The 22,781-nt window shown below is 32.8% G+C and carries 18 protein-coding genes; 3 read left to right on the top strand and 15 right to left on the bottom strand.

The window, feature by feature from the left end; all coding sequences use genetic code 11:
* Positions 1 to 60: 60 nt before the first annotated feature.
* On the top strand, positions 61 to 2,382 hold the full coding sequence (locus ACN5J3_RS11560; protein ID WP_418511847.1) for an ATP-dependent helicase: 2,322 nt from the start codon (positions 61 to 63) through the stop codon (positions 2,380 to 2,382).
* On the opposite strand, the gene ACN5J3_RS11555 is transcribed toward ACN5J3_RS11560, so the two are convergent.
* The 4 genes from ACN5J3_RS11555 to ACN5J3_RS11540 all read right to left on the bottom strand — a co-directional run bounded on the left by ACN5J3_RS11555 (position 2,383) and on the right by ACN5J3_RS11540 (position 6,140).
* Positions 2,383 to 3,345 carry a glycogen-binding domain-containing protein gene (locus ACN5J3_RS11555; protein WP_418511846.1) on the bottom strand — a complete coding sequence of 321 codons (963 nt, stop codon included), beginning with the start codon at positions 3,343 to 3,345 and terminating at the stop codon, positions 2,383 to 2,385.
* A complete protein-coding gene (locus ACN5J3_RS11550; RefSeq protein ID WP_418511845.1) occupies positions 3,342 to 4,307 on the bottom strand; it encodes a hypothetical protein in 966 nt (321 codons plus the stop codon). The genes ACN5J3_RS11555 and ACN5J3_RS11550 overlap by 4 nt, the downstream gene beginning before the upstream one ends.
* Before the next feature lie 39 nt (positions 4,308 to 4,346).
* Entirely contained in the window at positions 4,347 to 5,201 is an 855-nt protein-coding gene (locus tag ACN5J3_RS11545; RefSeq protein WP_418511844.1) for an alpha/beta hydrolase fold domain-containing protein, read from the bottom strand.
* Positions 5,202 to 5,264: 63 nt separating this feature from the next.
* A complete protein-coding gene (locus ACN5J3_RS11540; protein ID WP_418511843.1) occupies positions 5,265 to 6,140 on the bottom strand; it encodes an alpha/beta hydrolase fold domain-containing protein in 876 nt (291 codons plus the stop codon).
* Positions 6,141 to 6,197: 57 nt separating this feature from the next.
* On the opposite strand from ACN5J3_RS11540, the gene ACN5J3_RS11535 reads away from it, so the two are divergent.
* Positions 6,198 to 6,818, top strand: a complete 621-nt coding sequence (locus ACN5J3_RS11535; protein ID WP_417291396.1) for an L-threonylcarbamoyladenylate synthase — start codon at positions 6,198 to 6,200, stop codon at positions 6,816 to 6,818.
* 54 nt (positions 6,819 to 6,872) lie between these two features.
* Here the strand turns inward: ACN5J3_RS11535 and ACN5J3_RS11530 are convergent, their stop codons facing one another.
* The 3 genes from ACN5J3_RS11530 to ACN5J3_RS11520 form a co-directional block, all read right to left on the bottom strand.
* Positions 6,873 to 7,733: an OmpA/MotB family protein gene (locus ACN5J3_RS11530; RefSeq protein WP_417291395.1), complete on the bottom strand. Its 861-nt coding sequence runs from the start codon at positions 7,731 to 7,733 to the stop codon at positions 6,873 to 6,875.
* A 96-nt stretch (positions 7,734 to 7,829) separates the two neighbouring features.
* Complete coding sequence (locus tag ACN5J3_RS11525; protein WP_418511842.1) at positions 7,830 to 8,819, bottom strand: glycosyltransferase family 2 protein; 990 nt, start codon at positions 8,817 to 8,819, stop codon at positions 7,830 to 7,832.
* A complete protein-coding gene (locus tag ACN5J3_RS11520; protein WP_417291393.1) occupies positions 8,816 to 9,262 on the bottom strand; it encodes a type I restriction enzyme HsdR N-terminal domain-containing protein in 447 nt (148 codons plus the stop codon). Before ACN5J3_RS11520 ends, ACN5J3_RS11525 begins: the two co-directional genes overlap by 4 nt.
* Before the next feature lie 26 nt (positions 9,263 to 9,288).
* Here ACN5J3_RS11520 and holA point away from each other — a divergent pair, with 26 nt between their 5' ends.
* On the top strand, positions 9,289 to 10,293 hold the full coding sequence (gene holA / locus ACN5J3_RS11515; protein ID WP_417291392.1) for a DNA polymerase III subunit delta: 1,005 nt from the start codon (positions 9,289 to 9,291) through the stop codon (positions 10,291 to 10,293).
* 7 nt (positions 10,294 to 10,300) lie between these two features.
* Here the strand turns inward: holA and ACN5J3_RS11510 are convergent, their stop codons facing one another.
* The 8 genes from ACN5J3_RS11510 to uvrA form a co-directional block, all read right to left on the bottom strand.
* Positions 10,301 to 10,777, bottom strand: coding sequence for a hypothetical protein (locus ACN5J3_RS11510; protein WP_417291391.1), 477 nt, complete (start codon positions 10,775 to 10,777; stop codon positions 10,301 to 10,303).
* Between the two features lie 8 nt (positions 10,778 to 10,785).
* Complete coding sequence (locus ACN5J3_RS11505; RefSeq protein ID WP_417291390.1) at positions 10,786 to 11,166, bottom strand: DoxX family protein; 381 nt, start codon at positions 11,164 to 11,166, stop codon at positions 10,786 to 10,788.
* A gap of 6 nt (positions 11,167 to 11,172) precedes the next feature.
* Positions 11,173 to 12,780: a class I SAM-dependent methyltransferase gene (locus ACN5J3_RS11500; RefSeq protein ID WP_418511841.1), complete on the bottom strand. Its 1,608-nt coding sequence runs from the start codon at positions 12,778 to 12,780 to the stop codon at positions 11,173 to 11,175.
* An 83-nt stretch (positions 12,781 to 12,863) separates the two neighbouring features.
* Positions 12,864 to 15,275, bottom strand: coding sequence for an alpha-ketoacid dehydrogenase subunit alpha/beta (locus ACN5J3_RS11495; protein ID WP_418511840.1), 2,412 nt, complete (start codon positions 15,273 to 15,275; stop codon positions 12,864 to 12,866).
* A 181-nt stretch (positions 15,276 to 15,456) separates the two neighbouring features.
* The gene (locus tag ACN5J3_RS11490) at positions 15,457 to 18,303 is read right to left on the bottom strand and encodes a metalloprotease (protein ID WP_418510123.1); all 2,847 of its coding nucleotides are present in this window, start codon (positions 18,301 to 18,303) and stop codon (positions 15,457 to 15,459) included.
* 91 nt (positions 18,304 to 18,394) lie between these two features.
* On the bottom strand, positions 18,395 to 19,084 hold the full coding sequence (locus tag ACN5J3_RS11485; RefSeq protein WP_344730798.1) for a TIGR00730 family Rossman fold protein: 690 nt from the start codon (positions 19,082 to 19,084) through the stop codon (positions 18,395 to 18,397).
* Between the two features lie 162 nt (positions 19,085 to 19,246).
* Positions 19,247 to 19,417 carry a lmo0937 family membrane protein gene (locus ACN5J3_RS11480; RefSeq protein WP_418510122.1) on the bottom strand — a complete coding sequence of 57 codons (171 nt, stop codon included), beginning with the start codon at positions 19,415 to 19,417 and terminating at the stop codon, positions 19,247 to 19,249.
* Positions 19,418 to 19,473: 56 nt separating this feature from the next.
* Entirely contained in the window at positions 19,474 to 22,305 is a 2,832-nt protein-coding gene (gene uvrA, locus ACN5J3_RS11475; protein WP_418511839.1) for an excinuclease ABC subunit UvrA, read from the bottom strand.
* Positions 22,306 to 22,781: the final 476 nt, after the last annotated feature.

Here is a 22,781-nt window from a genome sequence, read left to right as displayed (position 1 = left end):
AATCGCAGTGGTAAAAAGTAATACAATAGTTATTTTCACACCTTAAAATGAAATTGAAAATTGGAGAAGTATTTAAGTCAGTTAAATGAAGCACAATTAGCGCCAACAATACAAAAAGATGGCCCTATGATTGTGATAGCAGGAGCCGGTTCTGGAAAAACGCGTGTGCTAACCTATAGAATAGCATACCTTATGAGTCAAGGAATTGACCCATTTAATATATTGTCACTAACCTTTACAAACAAAGCGGCTCGAGAAATGAAAGAGCGTATTGCTCAAATTGTTGGAGCTAGTGAAGCCAAAAACCTTTGGATGGGAACATTTCACTCGGTTTTTGCAAAAATTTTAAGAATAGAAGCTGACAGACTTGGTTACCCAAGTAACTTTACCATTTATGACGCACAAGATTCTGATAGATTAATAGCCTCTATCATTAAAGAAATGAATCTTGATAAAGACGTTTATAAATACAAGCAAATTCGTTCTAGGATTTCATCGTATAAAAACAGCTTGATAACAGTTAAAGCTTATTTTAATAATCCCGAGCTTATAGAAGCTGATAAAGCAGCTAGACGCCCAAGAATGGGAGATATTTATAAAAACTATGTAGAGCGATGTTTTAAAGCTGGCGCTATGGATTTTGATGATTTATTGCTTAAAACCAATGAGCTTTTAACACGATTTCCTGATGTGTTAGCAAAATACCAAGATAGATTTAGATATATTTTAGTAGATGAGTATCAGGATACAAACCATTCGCAATATCTTATAGTACGTGCATTATCTGATAGATTTCAAAATATATGTGTTGTAGGAGATGATGCACAAAGTATTTATGCCTTTCGTGGAGCAAACATCAATAACATATTAAATTTCCAAAAAGATTATGATGATGTAAAGCTATATAGATTAGAACAAAACTACCGTTCTACTAAAAACATTGTAAATGCTGCAAATTCAATTATAGATAAAAACCAAACCAAGCTAGAAAAAGTAGTTTGGACAGCAAATGATGATGGTCCCAAAATAAAAGTTAACCGATTAATGACCGATGGAGACGAAGGTCGTTATGTAGCGAGTTCTATTTTTGAAAACAAAATGAACCAGCAACTTAAAAATAGTGATTTTGCAATTTTGTATCGCACCAACGCACAATCTCGTGCAATGGAAGATGCGCTTCGTAAGCGCGGTATCGAATATCGTATTTATGGTGGATTATCGTTTTATCAACGTAAAGAAATAAAAGACGTTCTATCTTATTTACGATTGGTTATAAACCCATCTGATGAAGAAGCCTTAAAACGTGTTATTAATTTCCCTGCAAGAGGAATTGGACAAACAACGATTGATAGGTTAGTAGTTGCTGCAAATGGGTATAACCGTTCTATTTTTGAAGTAATTCAAAATATTGATAAAGTAGATATTAAGATTAACTCTGGAACTAAAGGAAAACTTCAAGATTTTGCAACAATGATTGAAAGTTTTCAGGTAATGAACCAAACAGCAAATGCTTTTGAGCTAGCTGAACATGTTACCAAAACCAGTGGCTTAATACGTGAGTTTAACAAAGATGCAACGCCTGAAGGTGTTGCTAGAATGGAGAATATTGAAGAGCTTTTAAATGGTATGAAAGACTTTGTTGAAGAACAAAAAGAATTGGCAGATACCACAGGTTCTTTAGCAGAGTTTCTTGAAGATGTAGCTTTAGCAACAGATTTAGATAATGATAAAGGTGATGACGATCGTGTTGCTTTAATGACGATTCACTTGGCAAAAGGATTAGAGTTTCCTTATGTATATATCGTAGGTATGGAAGAAGATTTATTTCCAAGTGCCATGAGTATGAATACACGTAGTGAACTAGAAGAAGAGCGCCGCTTATTTTATGTAGCCTTAACTAGAGCAGAGAAGCAAGCTTATTTAACATACACACTTTCAAGATATCGTTGGGGAAAACTAATTGATGCAGAGCCTAGTCGCTTTATTGAAGAAATAGACGATGAGTATTTAGAAGTATTAACACCGGTTAATGACCCGCGTCAAAATCCAATGTTAAGTGCTGATATATTTGGAGATGTAGAACCAAGTCCTAATACAATACGATTTAAAAAACCATTAAAGAAAAAAATGGAGAAAAAGCAGCCTCCAAAATTTGTTCCGCCTACTAAATTAAAGCCAGTTTCTAAAATAACAGGAAATCCTGCAAACCTTTTTGATGGTAAACTTACCGTTGGAAATATTGTAGCACATATACGTTTTGGAAAAGGTGAAGTTTTAAAGATAGAAGGTGCAGGTGCTGATGTAAAGGCTGAAATAAATTTTGAAAATGGTGGCGTGAAAAAACTATTGTTGAGGTTTGCGAAACTAGAAGTAATAGGGTAGTTACTTTACCATTTTTACAGAATTTATATTGCCGTGATTGTCGTACTCCTTGATTGGGTTTTTTGGATCAACTATCCATTCGCCATCAATAATGTATTTATAGTGGTGTTTTCCTCCTGAAAGGAGTATGGTTGTTTTCCAGCCGCTTTCAGTTTTAGACATTTTTATGTCTGATTCATTCCAATCATTAAATGACCCTGCTAGAATGACATTCTTTGCAGCGCTAAATCCGTTTAAATTAAATGTGATAGGGACTTTTATATTAATTACAGAATTATATCCGTCGTATTCATTTTTTCTTTTAGAAGGGTTGTTGGTATCGTAAATCCAATGTCCGTCAACAATAAATTTATACTCATATTCTCCAGGTTTTAAGTCTAGTGTTAGTTCCCAACCGTCTTTAGTTTTTGACATTCTAAATAGGTTTTCATCCCACTTATTAAATGATCCTGTAAGTATTACCTTTTTAGCGTTTTTGTAGCCGTGTAGTTTAAAACAGATGTTTCCATCCTTATTAGGTGTTACAGCAAAAAGTTTTAAGTTATATACATATAAGTTTCTACCACTTTCATCTACTGCAGGTGTTAAGTTTGTAGCTTTTTTACTTGGTTCAGCCCAATATTTGTTATTGATTACAAACTTAAATTCCCATGAAAATTCATCCGTAAAATCGCTAATGTTTTTTCTTAATTGATAGATGTTCTCGTTTATTTTGGTCATTTTCCATTGATCACGAGACCAAAGATTAAAATCACCAGAGACTACAACATTTTCTATGTCAAAGTCATTAAAATCAAGTTGTTCTTGGGTGTGTTCGTTAGTGAATTTTTTATAATCTCTTATATCAAAGGTAAATACAACATCATCTCCTTCAATTTTATAACCTAAAACATCGTTGTTTTGTGAGATTGAAAATTGGGTAAAAAGTAAAAAAATGAGTGTGTATACTAGTTTAAAATTCACTGTTTTGTAATTGGGTTGTTTACAAAGTAAAGCTTTTCTTTTTGATAATTGATAATGGTTCTTTTTTGTCTGAAAAATTCATAACCTAAAACACCGTCTAAATTTAAGCCAAAGGCTTCACTCATTTTGCTTAAGTTTGTTAAGATGGTATCCATAGGACCAAAATAAATAGTATCATTAAGTTTTACTAAATGCAATTTCCCTGCCAAAACTTCTATTTTTTTATTTCCAGCCCCAATAAGTTCTAATCGTTTATTGGGTCTGAAGTTTTTTAGTACTTTTTTACTTACATTTTTATTTATCTGATTAAACTCTGCTGCAGTGTCTAAAGCAAATTTCAGAGGTTTATCATTTACAAATCCGTTAAGGACTATGGTGTGATTTACTAAATTAAAACTGATGCTGTCTGTAATTTTTTCTAAATAAACCTTTTTATCTAATTTGTTACCAAATCTATCAACCTTTGTTAGTGTAATTTGGTTAAGATACATATCAATAAAAACTTCATAGTCTTTTAAAATATCAAAACCGATAACACCTAGTAAATGCATTCTTTTAGTTTTCTCTATATGAGATAGGTCTATAACATCAGATATTTTATTTTTAAGGTTTAGATTGCTTATTACAAACTCTTTGAGTTGTTTTTCTAATGCGTTGTCTAAAGTGTTTACAACACCACTTGTTTGTTTTGGAGTTTCTCGGTATTCGTACTTAAAAGGAAAGTGAATCTTGTTTAATATTAGCGCTTCAGAACCTGTGTCAATAATAAAATCGCCTTTTTTACCTAACAATTCAGCTTCTATCACAATAAGATGATCTACGAGTTTAAAAGGTATTCTCGCGGTATATGCATTAAGAATTTCAGCTTTAGGAAAAATAATATTATCTAAATCATTATTAGAGTGGCCACTTATTAAATTAAAAAAGCAAAAAAATAATATTATGAGATTTCTGAATAGCATGTTTATTAGACTTACTTTTTTGTAAAATGTTACAAGAAATTATAAATGAGTTTGTGTAAATGTTTTCAATTTAGTCCAAGTGTCTAGTAATTCTAATCCAACCCAACCATGTCCGCTGGTAGGATATAATGTATATTGATTTATAATATTTAGTTCATTTAGCTTATCTCGCATGTGTGTGCCTTGAGAAATAGGAATTAAAGGATCAACACCACCGTAAAATAATATTGTTGGAGGAGCAGAAGTTGTAGCTTGATGATACGGACTTATTTCTTCAAGGTATTCTGTATCAGATTCAACACCATAAAAATCTAGTAGCTCTTCAAATCCAGGTATTTCACTATTTACATAAGCAGGATCTGTGAAATCTGTAGGCCCGACAATGCTACAAACCATGTTTGTGTTATTTTCAAAATCAAAAGCATAGCTCCAAAGTAATGATAAATGTGCACCAGCACTTATTCCTATAAAGCCGTAATTTTCAGAAATGTTGTATGTGTTTTTATGGTTTTTAAGAAAATTAACAACAGAAGAAATGTCGTTAATTTGCATAGGATATGGTGGATTGTTTTGGTCTGCTAACCTATAGTTAATGTTTACAATAGCTATTTCAGGGAAATCTTGTTTTATTAAGTCCTTGAGATTGTTCATGTCAGATTTATCACCAGCTGTCCAGCCACCACCATGTACTAAAATTAAAACTTTGGTGTTAGGAGTTCTATTTTCAGGTAGATAAATATCAAATTTTTGGTCACTGTGACTGCCGTAAGAGACGTTCATTTCCTCTTGATAACCTAAATTGTAGAATAACGGGTTTGTTGAGTCGTTTTCAGAACACGATAAAACAACCAAAGCTAGGTATATACAAGCAACTAAAGATTTATAAAATTTCATCTAGCAGACATAGTTAATTAACTGTAATATACGTAATATGTCTGAAAATTAGAAATTTAATATTTAATCTTGACTAAAATGGGTAGTGATAAAGTTCTGTAACTTTATTTTAGTGTCTTCCATTTGTTCTCCATCCCAACCATGACCTTCATTTTGATAAATGGTTAGTTCGTTAGGAACGTTTAGTTGATTTAATTTATCATGCATAACATTTCCTTGTGAAGGCGGAACGAGTGTATCATCATCACCATAAAATAATATTGTAGGAGGCGCATTTTCTTTAGCTCTATTGTAAGGACTTACTTGCTCAAAATGTTCTACTGTAGGGTTTTCTCCGCCTATAGTTTCAATAAGAACTTGTACAAACCAATCATCATTGTTTTTATAAACCGGATCATTGAAATTTGTAGGGCCAACAACACTACAAACCATTTTTATGTTATTATCCATATCAAAATCATAAGCCCAAAGCATAGCAAGATGTCCGCCAGCACTAGCGCCAATAAAGCCAAACTCATCACTGATTACTAACTGCTGATTGTTGTCTTTTAAAAACGTAATTAGTTGTGATATGTCTTCTAATTGCATAGGATAAGGATCTTCTTCCTCACTGGCAAGTCTATAATTTATGTTTATTATAGCCATTTCAGGAAATGATGTTTTTAAAAAATCAACATACAAATCCATATCTTCTTTATCTCCTGCTAACCAACCACCTCCGTGTATTAATATCATGGTTTTGGTAAGTGTCGTTCTATCAGCAGGTAAGTATATATCAAATGTTTGTCCGTCTTCATTGCCATAAGGAACATCCATTATTTCATATGGTTTGTCGGGATTTGAACTTTGAACAAGGATAATTCTATCTGATTGAGTTGAGCAATTAAAAAATAAAAATCCAATAAGAAGAGTAAATAAGAAGATTTTTAGTCGTGTCATAAAGTAAAATTATATTAATTTGTACCTTCATATATACGATTATTATTTAGGTTTAGTATGGCAGAGTTAGTTAAAATATACTTAAAAAACCCTAATCCTAGGGCGATTAGCAAAGTTGTTAGTGTTTTAAAAAGTGGCGGATTAATTATATATCCTACAGATACCGTTTATGGTTTAGGTTGTGATATAACAAATACAAAAGCTTTAGAAAAAATAGCAAGAATTAAGGGTGTAAAATTAGAAAAAGCAAATTTTTCATTCATTTGTCACGATTTAAGTAATTTGAGCGATTACGTAAAACAGATAGATACATCTACGTTTAAAATTTTAAAGCGAGCACTTCCAGGTCCCTATACATTTATTTTACCAGGAGCTAAAACATTACCAAGTGCTTTTAAAAAGAAAAAAACTGTTGGAATTCGTGTGCCTGATAATGCCATAGCGTTAGAGATTGTAAAGCAATTAGGAAACCCTATTATTTCTACATCTATAAGAGATGAGGATGAGATTTTAGAATACACCACAGATCCAGAGTTGATTTTAGAAAAGTGGGATAATCTTGTAGATTTGGTTATTGATGGTGGTTACGGAGATAATGAAGCATCTACAGTTATAGACTTATCTGAAGGAGAGCCTGTTATTATAAGAGAAGGTAAAGGAAGCCTGGAGATTTTTTAAATAAAAAAAAAGCCCAACCATGGGTTGAGCTTTTTAAGTATGTATTAGAAACAATTAGTTTGAGCTTGTTTCTAGGTTTTTCATTTCTTTTTCAATCATATCGTAGAATTCATCAATTTTTGGTAAAATAACAATTCTAGTACGTCTGTTTGCTGCTTTTCCTTCAGCCGTGTCATTTGATGCAATTGGCACATATTGAGAGCGTCCTGCAGCGATAAGTTTTGATGAGTCAACACCTAAATCTTCAAGTACACGAACCACAGAAGTAGCACGTTTTACACTTAAGTCCCAGTTGTCTTCTAACGGAGGTTTTTTGTAAGGTACAGGATCTGTATGAGCTTCTACCATACATTCAAATGAAGGTTTGCTTTTTACAACTTTTGCAACTTTACCTAATACTTCTTTAGCTCTGTCGTTTACAATATAGCTACCGCTTCTAAATAATAATTTATCAGCAATAGAAATAAAAACTACACCTTTCTCAACGTTCACTTCAATATCAGGATCGTTAATTCCTACTTCTTTTTTCAAGCTAGTAACTAATGCTAACATTACGCTATCCTTTTTTGTAATAGCATCTTGTAAACGTGAGATTTTTAAATCTTTCTCTTTCATACTTTCTAGCGTTTTTTCAACATTAGAAGCACCTTTAGAGGTAAGTATTGTTAAGTCTTTGTTACTTTGAATTAAGTTCTCGTTTGATTTTTTTAAGTCTGCAATACGGTCTTCTAAAGCTTCAGCTTTTGCAGTTGCTGATGCCTTGTCAGATAAACAGCTGTTTAGTTTTACAGTTGCAGTATTTAATAGGTCTTGTGTCTCTTTTTGTTTAGCTTCAAGTGCGGCATATTCTTTTTTAGATACACATGATCCTAAAAGTAACATGGCTGAAGCACTTAATAACAATAGTTTTTTCATAATTAGTGTTTAATTAAATAATTTTAAATTTAACATACCAAAATTATACAAAAGAATTTTCGCTTTGGTATATGTTAACAAAAATTTTAACAGTTTTTATAAACAATCAAAAGTCTTTTGTTTATTTACGTAGTATGCCCACACAATAGATGTTTGGTTTGCATATTTATCTGATTTAGCTAACTTTTTACGCTGTTTTAAAAGTTTAGGTAAGTGATAATAATAGTTAAAGTGCGCTTTAATAATAGCAAAAGTATGAGTGGGCTTAAATGCAAATAAAAACTTAGCACCAGCTATTCCATCTAAAACAAGCCTAATAAATATAAGCAAAAACAAGCTTTTCTTTATGTTTTTAGTTAGCATAAATAAGCTATTTCTAAAATTAAGATAAGTTTTTTTAGGGTTTGTATTTTGCAATGTAGCGCCTCCTAAATGATAAATTGTTGATTCGCCAACATATTTTGTAGTGTATCCAAGGTTAAAAGCGCGCCAGCAAAAATCAATTTCTTCCATATGTGCAAAAAACATTTCATCAAACCCTTCTAATTCATTAAAAACATCACGTTTTATAAATAAACATGCGCCACTTGCCCAAAAAATGGTTGTAGTATCGTTGTATTGGTTTTTGTCTTCCTCTATGGTATCAAAAATTCTTCCACGGCAATAAGGGTAACCATATTTGTCTATAAAACCACCTGCTGCACCAGCATATTCAAAATGCGTTTTATTTTTGTAATCTTTTATTTTTGGTTGAATTATGGCAGTATTTGGGTTATTTTTAAATTCTGAAATGATAGGAGATAGCCAGTTTTCAGTAACTTCAACATCATTATTTAGTAAGCAAAAAACATCAGCATTAACATGTTTTAAGGCGTCGTTATAACCTTTAGCATAGCCGCCATTTTCTTTGTTTTTAATGATGTTTATATCAGGATATTGTGTTTTTAAATATGATATAGAGTCATCTGTAGAGGCGTTGTCTGCTACGTAAATACTGGCTTCAGGTGAGCAAGTGACAACTGATGGTAAAAAATCTTGTAACAATTTTTTGCCGTTCCAGTTAAGTATGACAATAGCTAAATTCATAAGTTGTAATCAGGTATGTTTTTTAAAAACGTGTACTTTTCATTTTCAAAATCCATTTGACAATAATAATGATTTATTCCGTTTGTAACCATTAAATAAGTTGCTTTTAAAGTCAAGTTATAACGCGCAATTTGATCAAAAGTATCTTGATTAATAGTTATTTTTGAAGCCTTGCATTCTACAATTAAGTGAATACTTCCGTCAGGATTAAAAACTACTATGTCATAACGTTTTTTTAAACCATTTAATGTGAGTTCTTTTTCAACGTTTATAAGTGATTTTGGATATTTCTTTTCAGAAATTAAGTAATGTACACAATGTTGACGTACCCATTCTTCAGGCTGTAAAACCACAAATTTTTTACGTATGGTATCAAAAATAGATACTTTATTTTCGCTATTTTTGAATCGGAACGAATATGTAGGGAAATTTAACTTTTGCACTGCACAAATTTGGTGATTTTTTTTCAATGGACGAAGTCAAACTATTAGTAACAGACATAAAAAACAAAAAACTAAAACCTATTTACTTCTTAATGGGGGAAGAACCTTATTATATTGATAGGATTTCTGACTTTATTCAAGAGTCAATTCTTACTGAAGAAGAAAAAGGATTTAATGAAATGGTGCTTTATGGTCGTGATGTTACTGTTGATGATATTGTAGGTCATGCAAAACGATTTCCTATGATGGCAGAGTATCAGGTTGTTGTTGTAAAAGAAGCTCAAGATCTATCTCGTACCATTGAGAAACTAGTTGATTATGCAAAACAGCCACAACCTACAACGATACTGGTTGTAAACTACAAGTACAAAACTATAGACAAGCGTAAAGCACTTTACAAAGCACTTAAAAAATCTTCTGTGGTTTTTGAGAGTAAAAAAATGTACGACAATAAAATCCCTGATTGGATTAAGCGCGTACTTGCTGGAAAAAACTATAGCATAACACCCAAAGCTTCTTTAATGTTAGCCGAGTTTTTAGGTACTGATTTGAGTAAAATAAGTAATGAATTAAATAAGCTACAAATTGTCTTGCCTCAAGGTACGCAAATAACGCCACAACATATTGAAGAGAATATTGGGATTAGTAAAGATTACAATAATTTTGAGCTTCATAAAGCTATAGGTGCTAGAGATGTTTTAAAAGCACACAGGATTATTAAATATTTTGGCGAAAACCCAAAGGATAACCCTATGATTGTAACGGTGTCATTACTGCATAATTATTTTTCAAAATTGTTGCACCTACATGGTTTGCAAGATAAATCTCCTAGAAATGTGGCGTCAGCATTACGAATTAACCCTTATTTTGTAGATGAGTATTTGGTTGCTGTTAGAAACTACCCAATGCGAAAAGTAAGCGGTATTATTGCTTCTTTAAGAGAGTTTGATGTAAAAAGTAAAGGTGTGAAATCTAACGCCGTACCGCAAGCTGATTTATTAAAAGAGCTTTTAGTTAGAATTTTTAATTAAAACTTGCTTACATAACAAGTGTTTCTACTTGTTGCATATAATCATGTTGTAAATCTTCATGAAGTGTATTTGATTTTTTAATAATAGCTTCTATTTGTCTATTGTAAAGGTTTAAAAGTGTTGTGTTTTGTTTTATTGAAGGTTTGAAATTTTTTAGTTTATAGCAAAAATAGAGTAGTAGCTCAATTTCGGTTTCTTTTTTTAATGAATATCTAGAGTATTTTTTTATCATTCGAAGAATTTTACGCACACTCTTTTTGATGTAAAAAAAGCTGTTAACGTTTATTAGCTCAAACTGTTCGTCAATCTCGCTTTTTATGTTTTGAATATAAGCTTCTTCATCATGCGCTTCAAAGAGTAGGTAGGTAAGTAGCTCTTTGTTTTCTTTTTTAAATCTAGATAAACGCAAACAAAGCTGCATTAATGACTCTGACGATAAATGCTTTAATTCGTCTTTAAGCTGTTTTACTGTAGCTGTTTTCATTGAATTTTTTAAGAATTTTTACCGTCTATTGAAAATTTTCCTGGCCCAGCAAGAAACACAACAATAAAGCCAATAAGGTAAAGTAAAGCCTTTTCTTTAGTTCCTAAATCGTCTTGTAAATGCACAACAAATGCAGCAACAAACATTGTAATTATAACAGGAATGGTAGCGAGTTTTGTTTTGAAACCAATAATGATAAGTGCAGGTGCTAAAACTTCTCCTATGAGTGTTAAAATTAAAGAGAGTGTAGGTCCAACACCTATAGGATCAGCAAAGGCAGATGGATCAGATAGCATCGCTAATTTTGGTATTCCGTGTGATAGCATTAATGCAGATAAGCCAATTCTTAATATGGCAAGCGCTAGATGATTATGGTTTTTTGTTAGCATGTTTTGTTAGTTTTTTCCGGTTAATAAATTGATACTTACTGTTGCTAAATCGCTATTAGGAAATTTAGAATAATACTCGCTGTTTTGTTTTAAACCAGCCTCATTTATAATGTTATTAAAAACAGGTATTTCTAAAATATATTGATCGCTAAAACCGTGTGTAGCATCATAAGCTGTTGCAGCTGTTTTTCCTAGGTTAGTAGCTGTTAGTTCAGGTTTTATAGTGTGTAACTCTATAATGAGTAAACCAAAGCGCTCAATATAAGGTTTCCACTTTTTTAAATGTTCTAATAAAGAGTCTTCTACAAGGCTGTTATTTAATCGTTCTCCTTTATGAGCATAAGCTCCTGTTGATTTACTAGTACGGTTGGTTGTTGTTTTAGGGACTTCCCAAATACGGTTATGGTCCAAAAATGTTCTTACGTTTAATAAATCTTTTAGGTCTATGTTGTAATCCTCTTTTAAATCTTTTGCGAGTAAATCAGGTCTTCCAATATCTCCCCAAATTACTTTTGCCCAAATATCGGCCTTTATTAAATTGGCTCGAGTAACTTTTAATGCCGCTTGATTAAAATCAGCTCCAACTAATAGTAAAGGATGTTCTTCAAGCATTTTACCTCTAGAGGTTTGATGTTCTATTACATCAAAAATATGCTGTATAAAGGCGCCATTGCCACAACCCATGTCAAGAATACCTTTAGGTTGTTCATCTATGGGTTTATTAAACAACTCAATAATAACTTTATCTATAACTTTAAAATAAGTAGTATGAGCACCGCCGCTTCCCCAAACATTCATTTCTCTGTGTACGTGCTTTTCAGTGTCTGAAGGCTTTTCAGTTTTTAAAACTAATGGGTCTCCAAAAATAAGAGTATCTAATTTTACAAATGTAGGAAGGTAAGAAACAGTTACGCCATAAGCGCTTGCGCGTTTAGCAAAAAAGAGCCCTTTGTCTGTAAATTGATACGTGTTTTTCTTTTTTTTAAACCATCCTAAATAAGAAAAAAAGTCTAGAATTTTTTTAAAACTTTCAGGGTCTTTATGGTATTCTTCAGCTGTAAAAGAAGCTTCCATAAAATATTTATGAAACAAACCATTTACACCTAAAAGAACAATAATAGGAGCGACAATACAGCCTTCTATGTGGTCTAATACTTGTCTTTTTACAGGAGATTTGTCAACATTTTTTAAATCAAAGCTATTCTCGTAAGCTTTAAAAATACGGTCTAAAGCAATAAAAGCATCGGAACCAATACGTTCATCAGGAAACTTTACGGCGTAATCTAATAGTTTAACTGCATCTTCAAATAAAGGAATGAGTTCAAAAGCTTTTTTACTTGTGTTATTGATTTTGTAAGTAACTATGTCATTATCACTATCAACATGTTGTGTGAGCCAGCCTTGAGAACTCAACACTCTCAATGCAACATTAAGGTAACCTTCGTTTGCATGATGAATGTTTGCTAAATTTTTTGTAGTGTCTTGCTCTTTTTCTAATAACGAGTTAAGAACATCGTTTTTGTATAAGGTATAAGCACTGGTTGCTGTGGCAATACCATCAAGGTGCTTAAATATTGTACCTCTTAAGAGTTGTTTATCTTGCTTTGTAAGCATACAAGGAGTGTTTGCTTATAAATATAAAAAAACCTTTTAGGAAATTCCTAAAAGGCTTGTGTATTTATTATGTATTTAACGTTTTAGCGTAATTTCGGAAAATCGTTAGGGTTTACTTCATGAAACACATTATAAATAGTTTCAAATACATCTTCTACAGATGGTTTAGAGAAGTAATCTCCATCAGTCCCATAAGCTGGTCTGTGTGGTTGAGCTGCTAATGTTTGCGGTTTGCTATCTAAATGTTGATAAGCATTTTGAGTGTTTAATATTTCATTTAATATATAAGCAGAAGCTCCGCCAGGAACATCTTCATCAATAACCATTAATCGGTTGGTTTTTGCAACACTTTTTACAATATCATGGTTTAGATCAAAAGGTAATAATGATTGAACATCTATAATTTCAGCATCAATACCAACTTCTTGTAACTCTTTTGCAGCTTGTTCAACGATTCGTAATGTAGAACCGTATGACACAAGAGTAATATCGTTTCCTTCTTTTATAGTTTCAACGACACCAATAGGTGTTTTAAAAGAACCTATGTTTGAAGGCATTGTTTCTTTTAGTCTATAACCGTTTAAACATTCTACTATAAGTGCTGGTTCATCACTTTCAAAAAGGGTATTGTAAAACCCAGCAGCTTTTGTCATGTTTCTTGGTACTAATACGTGTATTCCTCTTACTAAATTAAGAATACCACCCATTTGAGAACCTGAATGCCAAATTCCTTCTAGTCTGTGACCGCGAGTACGAATAATTAACGGCGCTTTTTGACGCCCTTTTGTACGGTAATGCAAAGTGGCTAAATCATCACTAATTATTTGTAATGCATAAAGAATATAATCTAAATACTGAATTTCAGCAATAGGGCGTAAACCACGCATTGCCATACCAATTCCTTGCCCTAATATGGTAGCTTCTCTAATACCTGTGTCACTAACTCGAAGTTCTCCATACTTTTCTTGCATACCTTCTAGTCCTTGGTTTACATCACCAATATGGCCTGCATCTTCTCCAAAAACTAAAGCTTCAGGGAATTTTTTAAATATGGCATCAAAATTATCTCTAACTATTAAACGAGCATCAACTTGTTTAGAATCTTCATTGTATGCAGGTTTAACTTCCTTAATGTTTAAAGCTGATTTTTCAGATTGACTATAAAGGTGTGAGCTGTATTTGGGTTGAATCGTATTAGCATAATTATTAACCCATTGTATAAGCTGATTTTTTTCGTTAGAAGTGTCATTTATTACTAAACGTAATGCTTTTCTAGCAGTAGACATAACATCTTTACGAAGTGGCTCATCAATGCTTTCTAAATCGTTTTTAAGTTTTGTTATAAAAGCACTGTTAAAACTAGCTTTAGAAGCGTTTTCTAGAAGGGATATTAATTTGTTTTTTTCTTCTTGAATAGGTTGTGTATAAGAAGACCAAGCCGCTTTTTTACCATCTCTTACGGCTTTTTTTATGGTTTTTTCAAGATTAGTTAACTCTTCTTCTGTTGCGATTCCGGTGGCAATCATCCATTTTCGCATTTGTGTATTACAGTCGTATTCTGTTTCCCAGTCTAATCTTTTTTTATCTTTATAACGCTCATGAGAACCTGATGTAGAGTGTCCTTGAGGTTGTGTTAACTCTTGTACGTGAATTAATACCGGAACGTGTTCTTCTCGTGCAATTTTTGAAGCTTCTTGATATGTTTCTATAAGTGATACATAATCCCAGCCTTTTACACGTAATATTTCATAGCCTTTATTGTCATTATCACGTTGAAATCCTTTTAAAATTTCAGAGATGTTTTCTTTAGTGGTTTGGTATTTTGCATGAACAGAAATTCCATATTCATCATCCCAAACGCTCATGACCATAGGAACTTGTAAAACACCAGCAGCATTTATAGTTTCAAAAAAGAGTCCTTCGCTGGTACTAGCATTACCAATAGTTCCCCAAGCAACTTCATTTCCATTTACAGAAAAGTTTGTTGTATCTATACCAGTAACATGTCTATATATTTTAGATGCTTGAGCAAGCCCTAATAAACGAGGCATTTGTCCTGCTGTAGGAGAGATATCTGAACTAGAGTTTTTTTGAGCTGTTAGATTATTCCAATTTCCGTTTTCGTCAAGACTGTGCGTGGTAAAGTGACCACCCATTTGTCTTCCTGCAGACATTGGTTCTTCTTTTAAGTTGGTGTTGGCATATAACCCAGCAAAAAACTGTTCTATTGTTAGCTCATCAATCGCCATCATAAACGTTTGATCACGATAATATCCAGAGCGAAAATCTCCATTTTTAAAGGCTTTTGCCATGGCAAGTTGTGGCACTTCTTTTCCGTCGCCAAAAATTCCAAATTTGGCTTTTCCTGTTAGTACCTCACGGCGACCTAGCAAACTACATTCACGTGATGTAACAGCGATTTTATAATCGTTTAAAACTTCAGTTTTAAAATCTTCAAAAGAGATGTCTTTTTTCACGTCAGGGTTTGTTTGCATAATGTAAAAGATATTTTTTGCAAATTTAGTGAATATTTATCTGTTTTGCAATGTTAGAATGTGTTATAAAATTGCGTATTTCGTAAATATTACGTGTTTTATTGATAATAATTGTAATATTTCTAAATATTTAGCTTTTGATTAACAATATGATAATTGTAATTACTAAAAAATGAACTATTTAGTACCAACGTCTTGTAAATAGACCGAAAAGTGTTTTGAGGTCTAATGTGATGATAAAGCGTATTCTTTGGCCGTAGTTAGGTTCTGCAATTTCCCATCCTAAATTAGAGTATACTGGGAAATATAGTTCGAAATAGTCGTCAACTAGACTAAATCTTATTCCTGAATCATAAACAAATTTGGCGTCACTACCATGATTTTTTACTAAACCAATATCACCATAAGCTTCAATATATCTCCAGATGGTAGTACCTGCATTTACGGTGCTTATCCATTGGTTTGCAAAAGGCGTGCTTAATTTAGATTTAAATCCACCTTCAGCAATTATTAACTGTTGGCTAAAAAGTCCAGAGCTTTCAGAACGACCATAATAATTGTAATCAAAGAGGTAGTCTGTAGGGCGATCTAGCGCAAAACTAAAATAGTCGGAGTCTCTATAGGTGTTGTTGTATAAAAAGATACCTGTATATAATCGTAATTTAAATTGTCTGTTTCTCTCTGTGAGTTTTCTGTATTCGTAGTTAAAAGCAACTTTACCAAAATTTTTGGCAATTTGTAAATCGGTAAACCAAGCATTAAAGTTTTTCAAATCTTTATCTACATGATTGTAACGCGCATTAAATACACTATAATTTGGGTCTTCAGAGGTGTCTTCGTTATTTGGGTCTTTATCTCTATTTATGTCTAAATAGCGTAATGTTAAGTATTGCCTTTTGTTAGAACGAAGGTTTGTTTTGTCTCTAAAAATAAAAGAAACACTAGGTGTAAACTTGGTAACAAAAAGGTTTTCTGCGTAGCTTTCATAACTAGCGCTCATGCCATACCTAACGCTAAATAGGTTTGGTTTTGTCTCGTTGTAGTTTGTATAATTGAAAGAGAAAGAACCAGTAAGAGAATTTGATCCAGTTCCGTATTGTGGCGAAATGTTATAATTAAAAGGTTTTTTTAATACAGTTTTATTATAAGCTTTAACTCCTAATACTAATCCGTCATAAATGTTGTTAAACTCTACTATAGGCATAAAGAAGACTTGATTGTATTTTGGGTCTTCTATATCTTTAAACAAGCGTAGTTGTAAAGGACGATTAAAAAGGTGTTTGTCTACGCGTTTTGTGTTGTTTCTTAAGTTGAATTCAGGGATACTGTAATCATCATTTAAAACAACTTTTGTGACATCTTTTGCAGCAATTTTCACTGTTTTTGTGTTTGCTATATCATCAAGCCATATTCTAGAAATAACCGTATCATCCTTCATGGATGCTAATGTAATTGGTACTGTAATATTAGCGTTGTTTTTTATTGTTACCAGTATTGAGTCTTCAATAATTTCAGCATCGGTAATTGTATAATCAATATCTTGATTGGTTTGTAAATAAGTATCAAAAAACCAATCTAAATTTTTGGTTGTTTTACTGCGAACTAACGTTTCTAAATCTTCTGTAGTCGTTTCTTTTAGTGAGTTCGTATTTATAAACTCTTTAATAATGCTGTCAATTTTGTTTCCACCTAGATAGTTATCTAAATATTTATAGCCTATTCCGGCTTTATACTTGTTAGCAATGTTTTTATTGAATTTTAATAAAGAATCTTTTTGCATAAGCAAAGGCTGATCTATACCTTCTCGAGCCATATGCATAAATAAAAATGCATATTGGTCATTAAAATTAAGGTTTGCAGCATGAAAAGATTTTAGCCCCCAAATTCTAGAAAGCGACCCGAAAATTTTCATGTTAGGATAATTCTCGTCTACGTATTTAATAAGAAAATACGTTTGTAAGCCATCAATAATCCATTGGTCTTGTCTTGGATTTACAATAAGAATGTTTTCTAAATAATTGTTTAATGCTGTTTTTAGAACTTTTAATTCAAATTGAAAACTATCTGGAAATGGACGTATAAAATTAGGTAGAAGATTTAAACCATAAATGGGGTTCTTTTTATAGTCTATATATGAAAGCAGAAGCTTTTTATGAGGATATGCGCCTAGGTTTTTGGTTAGAAATCCAGCTATTTTATCACTAATTATTACACGATCAATAGGGTTGAGGCCTTCAGTACCTAAATTAGTAACTAGTGTAAAATAATCTGTTTCAATGTTATTGAAATTAGCATTCTTATACAAAAAGAGTTTAGAGTTAATGCGGTTTTCGCCTGATAGCGTAGTAACTTTAGTGCTGTCTTTTAAAAAGAAATCAGTGTCATCTAACTCGGACGTTAATGTGTAATCTTTTGGGTACTCAACTTGTAGTTTAATATTAGAAAGTGGTGAAAATAAATCATCTAAACCTTTGTTGCTAAAATGTTGCCATTTACCATTGTATACAGCTGGTGTAATATACCAATATCGTAAGCTAACATTGTTATCAGGAGAAATACCGTAACGAGTAAATTTATCATTAGGTATTTGTACAACATAATTGAGTTTTATGGTGTAAGCTTCATTGGCTTGTAAAGGCTTGTCAAGAGTTACTTTTATAACATCTATATGATTTTTTAATCTTTTAAAAGTTATTTCTTGATCGTTTTGATGAATTGAAGTGATGACAGAATATCCACGATCTTCGTTTTTAGCAAAGTGAAATTCTGTTTTAAATTCTTCAGCAAATCTATTTGCTAATGGTGTGGTTTTGGTAGCATAACTATGGCTCCAATCATTTAAGTATATACTGTGTAAAGTATCTTGAGTTGTGTTTTTATAAACTATAGTTTGCTCAATTTTTATTTGTTTTTGAGGCATATCAAAAACAGCTTTTAAGTCAATATTATTCTGACTAAAGCCTTTAAAGCTGTTGCACATAAAACATGCAACAGCAATGGCAATGTATAGTAGTTTAAATATCCTCAATATCTGTAAATGGGGAATTCGGTTATAGCTTCTTTTTTAGGTAATATAACAAGTATTTTCGTAATTTTTAGATAATACTATGTTAAAGTGATTAGAAGTTAGGACTAAACCCATATTCTTTATAGAAGGTATCTAGGATATCTATTACTTCATCAGCAGAGTCTACAAGGTGAATTAAATCTAAATCTTTAGGACTAATGTTGCTGAATTTATCTAGTAATGTAGATTTTACCCAATCAAGTAAACCAGACCAAAACTCTGTGCCTACTAAAATGATAGGGAATTTTTCTATTTTATGAGTTTGAATTAAAGTAATGGCTTCAAAAAGCTCATCTAAAGTACCAAAACCACCAGGCATAACAACAAACCCTTGAGAGTATTTAACAAACATTACTTTTCTAACGAAAAAGTAATCAAAATCTAAACTTTTATCAGAGTCTATGTAAGGATTGTCATGTTGTTCAAAAGGAAGTTCAATGTTAAGTCCTACAGATGTGCCTCCAGCTATATGAGCACCTTTGTTACCAGCTTCCATTATTCCAGGTCCGCCACCAGTAATAACACCATATCCTTGATTTGCTATTTTTTGAGCAACTTCTTCGGCTAGTTTGTAGTATTTATGATCAGGTTTAGTTCTTGCAGATCCAAAAATAGATACACAAGGTCCAATTCTACTTAATTTTTCATATCCATTAACAAATTCTCCCATAATCTTGAAGATAGCCCAAGAGTCATTCGTTTTTATTTCATTCCAACGTTTGTGATGTTGTTCGTTTCTCATTTATATATTTTTTTAATTTTTATCTAATTTATAGTAACAAATTTAAAAGAAATTGTAGCATTTACATTTAATATTTGCACTTTTCATTTTTTGACGCAAAAAAAGACAAACACAATGGTTTGTCTTGATATTTAAAATTAAGAAATTCTTAATATTTGTATTCTATTTTAATGGGCCTCTCCCAGAAATAATGTTGTATAATATAACTATTACTGCTATAACTAACAGTGTGTGAATAAGGTTTCCTGTGTCCATTCCTGGAACAATACCTAGCATTCCTAATAGCCAAATAACAATACAGACAACGGCTACAAGCCAAAGTAAACTTCTCATAATATAAAATATTAAAGGTTATTTACCTAAAGGTACTAAAGTTTAATGAGAAATTACTATTTAAGTTCTTTTTTTAAGAAACGTGCCGTATGACTTTTTTTGTGGTTTGCAACTTCTTCAGGAGTGCCTTCAGCTATAATTTGTCCGCCGCCTTTTCCGCCTTCATAACCTACATCAATAATATGATCTACCATTTTAATTACATCCAGGTTGTGTTCTATAATTAAAACGGTATTACCTTTATCAGCAAGTTTATTAAGCACTTGCATTAATACGTTTATATCTTCAAAATGTAATCCTGTTGTAGGCTCGTCTAGTATATAAAACGTGTTACCAGTATCGCGTTTACTTAATTCTGTAGCGAGTTTTATACGCTGTGCTTCACCACCAGAAAGCGTTGTGCTTTGTTGTCCTAATGTAATGTAGCCTAAACCTACGTCTTTGATGGTTTTTAGCTTTTTATGTATTTTAGGAATATGCTCAAAGAATTCTACAGCTTCGGTTATTGTCATATCAAGAACATCGCTTATGCTTTTGCCTTTGTAACGAATTTCTAATGTTTCTCTGTTGAAACGTTTTCCTTGACATGTTTCACATTCTACATAAACATCTGGTAAGAAATTCATTTCTATAACACGTAAACCACCGCCTTGGCATGTTTCACATCGGCCTCCTTTCACATTAAAACTAAAACGACCAGGTTTGTAACCACGTATCATAGCTTCTGGTATTTTAGCAAAAAGGCTTCTTATCTCACTAAATACGCCAGTATATGTTGCAGGGTTGCTACGAGGTGTACGTCCTATTGGAGATTGGTTTATGTCAATAACTTTATCAATGTGTTCTAAACCTTTAATGCTTATGTAAGGCATAGGTTTTTTAACGCCATTAAAGTAGTGGGCGTTCATAATAGGGTATAGCGTTTCGTTTATTAAGGTAGACTTTCCGCTACCAGAAACACCTGTAACGCCTATCATTTTACCTAGAGGAAATGTAACATCTACATTTTTTAGGTTATTACCAGTACATCCTTTTAGGGTGATGCTTTTACCGTTTCCTTTTCGGCGCTTTTCAGGTACTTTTATTTCTCTATTTCCGTTTAAGTAATCGGCTGTAATTGTATTGTGCGTTTTAAGCTCTTTTGGGGTGCCAATACTAATAATTTCGCCACCGTATTTACCTGCTTTAGGGCCTATGTCAATAACATAGTCTGCGCGCTCTATCATGTCTTTGTCGTGTTCAACAACAATAACCGAGTTACCAACGTCTCGCAGTGATACTAATGAGTTGATAAGTTTTTCGTTATCACGTTGGTGTAAGCCTATGCTAGGCTCATCTAGAATATATAATACGCCTACTAATTGAGAGCCTATTTGGGTTGCGAGTCTAATACGTTGGGCTTCGCCACCAGATAGAGATTTTGAGCTTCTGTTTAAGGATAGGTAATCTAGTCCAACATCAAGTAAAAACTGTAGTCGTGCAGAGATTTCTTTTATTATTTCTTGCGATATTTTAAGTTGCTTTTTTGATAGGTGGTTAGGTAAGTCGTTAAACCAATTTGTAATCTCAACGATATCTTTGTTAGCAATTTCAGAAATATTCAATCCGTTTACTTTAAAGTAAAGCGACTCTTTTCTTAATCTAGAACCACCACAGGTGTCACAGACTACTTTGTCCATATATTCTTTTGCCCATCGTTTTAGAGACGTGGTTTCTGCGGTGTTGTATTGGTTTTCTATAAAGTTAGCAACGCCTTCAAAGTCTATTTTATAATCTCTGGTAACGCCAAGCGTTTTACTTTCTACAGAGAATTTATCATTTCCGCCATACATAATCATTTGTTTGGCGTCATCAGGGATTGATTTGTAAGGGTCGTTTAGGGAGAAACCGAAGCGGTGAGCGATGGTTTCAAATTGTTTGAATATCCATGATTTTTTTTGCGGACCATGAGGTGCTAAAGCGCCTGCATTTATAGATAGATTAGGGTCTGGTATGATTTTGCTTTCGTTTACTTGATAAAGCTGACCAATGCCATTACATTTAGGGCAGGCACCTTTTGGTGAGTTGAACGAAAAGTTGTTTGGTTCTGGGTTAGGGTAGGAGATTCCAGATGATGGGCACATCAGGTTTCTACTAAAATAGCGTGCTTCTTGTGTATCTTGGTCTATAACCATAAGCACATCGTCGCCATGGTACATGGCTGTGTTTATGGTTTCAGTAAGGCGTTTGTCATTATCTACCGAGGTGTCAATTTTAAGTCGGTCTATAACAATTTCTATATCGTGGGTTTTGTAGCGATCTAGTTTCATGCCTTTTACTAGGTCTCTTATTTCGCCATCGGTGCGCACTTTTACAAAGCCTTGTTTTGCAATTTGCTCAAAGAGTTCGCGGTAGTGTCCTTTACGAGATCTGATAATAGGCGCGAGGATGTTAATGCGTTTTCCGTTATAGCTTTTGGTAATGAGTTTTTTGATTTGCTCATCGCTGTAGCTTACCATTTTTTCGCCTGTGTTGTAGCTATAAGCGTCACTGGCTCTAGCAAAGAGTAGCCTTAAGAAATCATAAATTTCTGTAATGGTACCAACTGTAGAGCGTGGAGACTTGCTTGTTGTTTTTTGTTCTATGGCGATAACTGGCGATAGGCCGTCTATTTTATCAACATCAGGGCGTTCTAGGCCTCCTAGAAATTGACGAGCGTAGGCAGAGAATGTTTCTATATAGCGTCTTTGTCCTTCGGCATAAATGGTGTCAAAGGCTAATGAGGATTTACCACTGCCTGATAGGCCTGTAATAACTACAAGTTTATCTCTGGGTATGGTAATGTCTATATTTTTTAGGTTGTGAACGCGAGCGCCTTTTACCTGTATATGTTCTTCAAAATGGCTCATAAGATGTGCTTATTGCTAGTTGTATAGGCAAAGATGCAAAGGTACTTATTTTGCTTGTAAATATGAAGTGGGTTTGTGTTGGTGTTTTATGTGTTTCAATTTCTTGTTTTGGGAATGAGATTTTGTAGGAATTTTCACGGGTTGACCTTAAGGAGACCTTAATTAGACCTTAAGGAGACCTGAATTGGATATGAAGGAGCTATAAGTGATTTTTTTGATGATTTTGATGTTTGATTGATACTGCTTTTGTTCTTGTTCTTTTTTTCATTGTCAAGAAAAGAAAAAAAAATACTAGAATTAGTAGGTTGTTTTGTTGCTGCTACGCAGGAATTGGGTTTGTTGTGGGAAGTTAGTATTGGAGTATTGAGTTCTGCATAGGCTGTGTTTGGTGTTTGTTTATCTATTCATTTTTGAGGGACCAAAAACGAACCAAAAAGTCCTTTTACTGTCGGTAGGCATTTCGCTATTCAGCGAAC

The sequence above is a fragment of the Corallibacter sp. genome, from assembly GCF_048381695.1.
Lineage (GTDB): Bacteria > Bacteroidota > Bacteroidia > Flavobacteriales > Flavobacteriaceae > Corallibacter > Corallibacter vietnamensis.
Note: the sequence above shows the minus strand (reverse complement) of the source record. Positions and strands in the feature narration are given on the sequence as shown.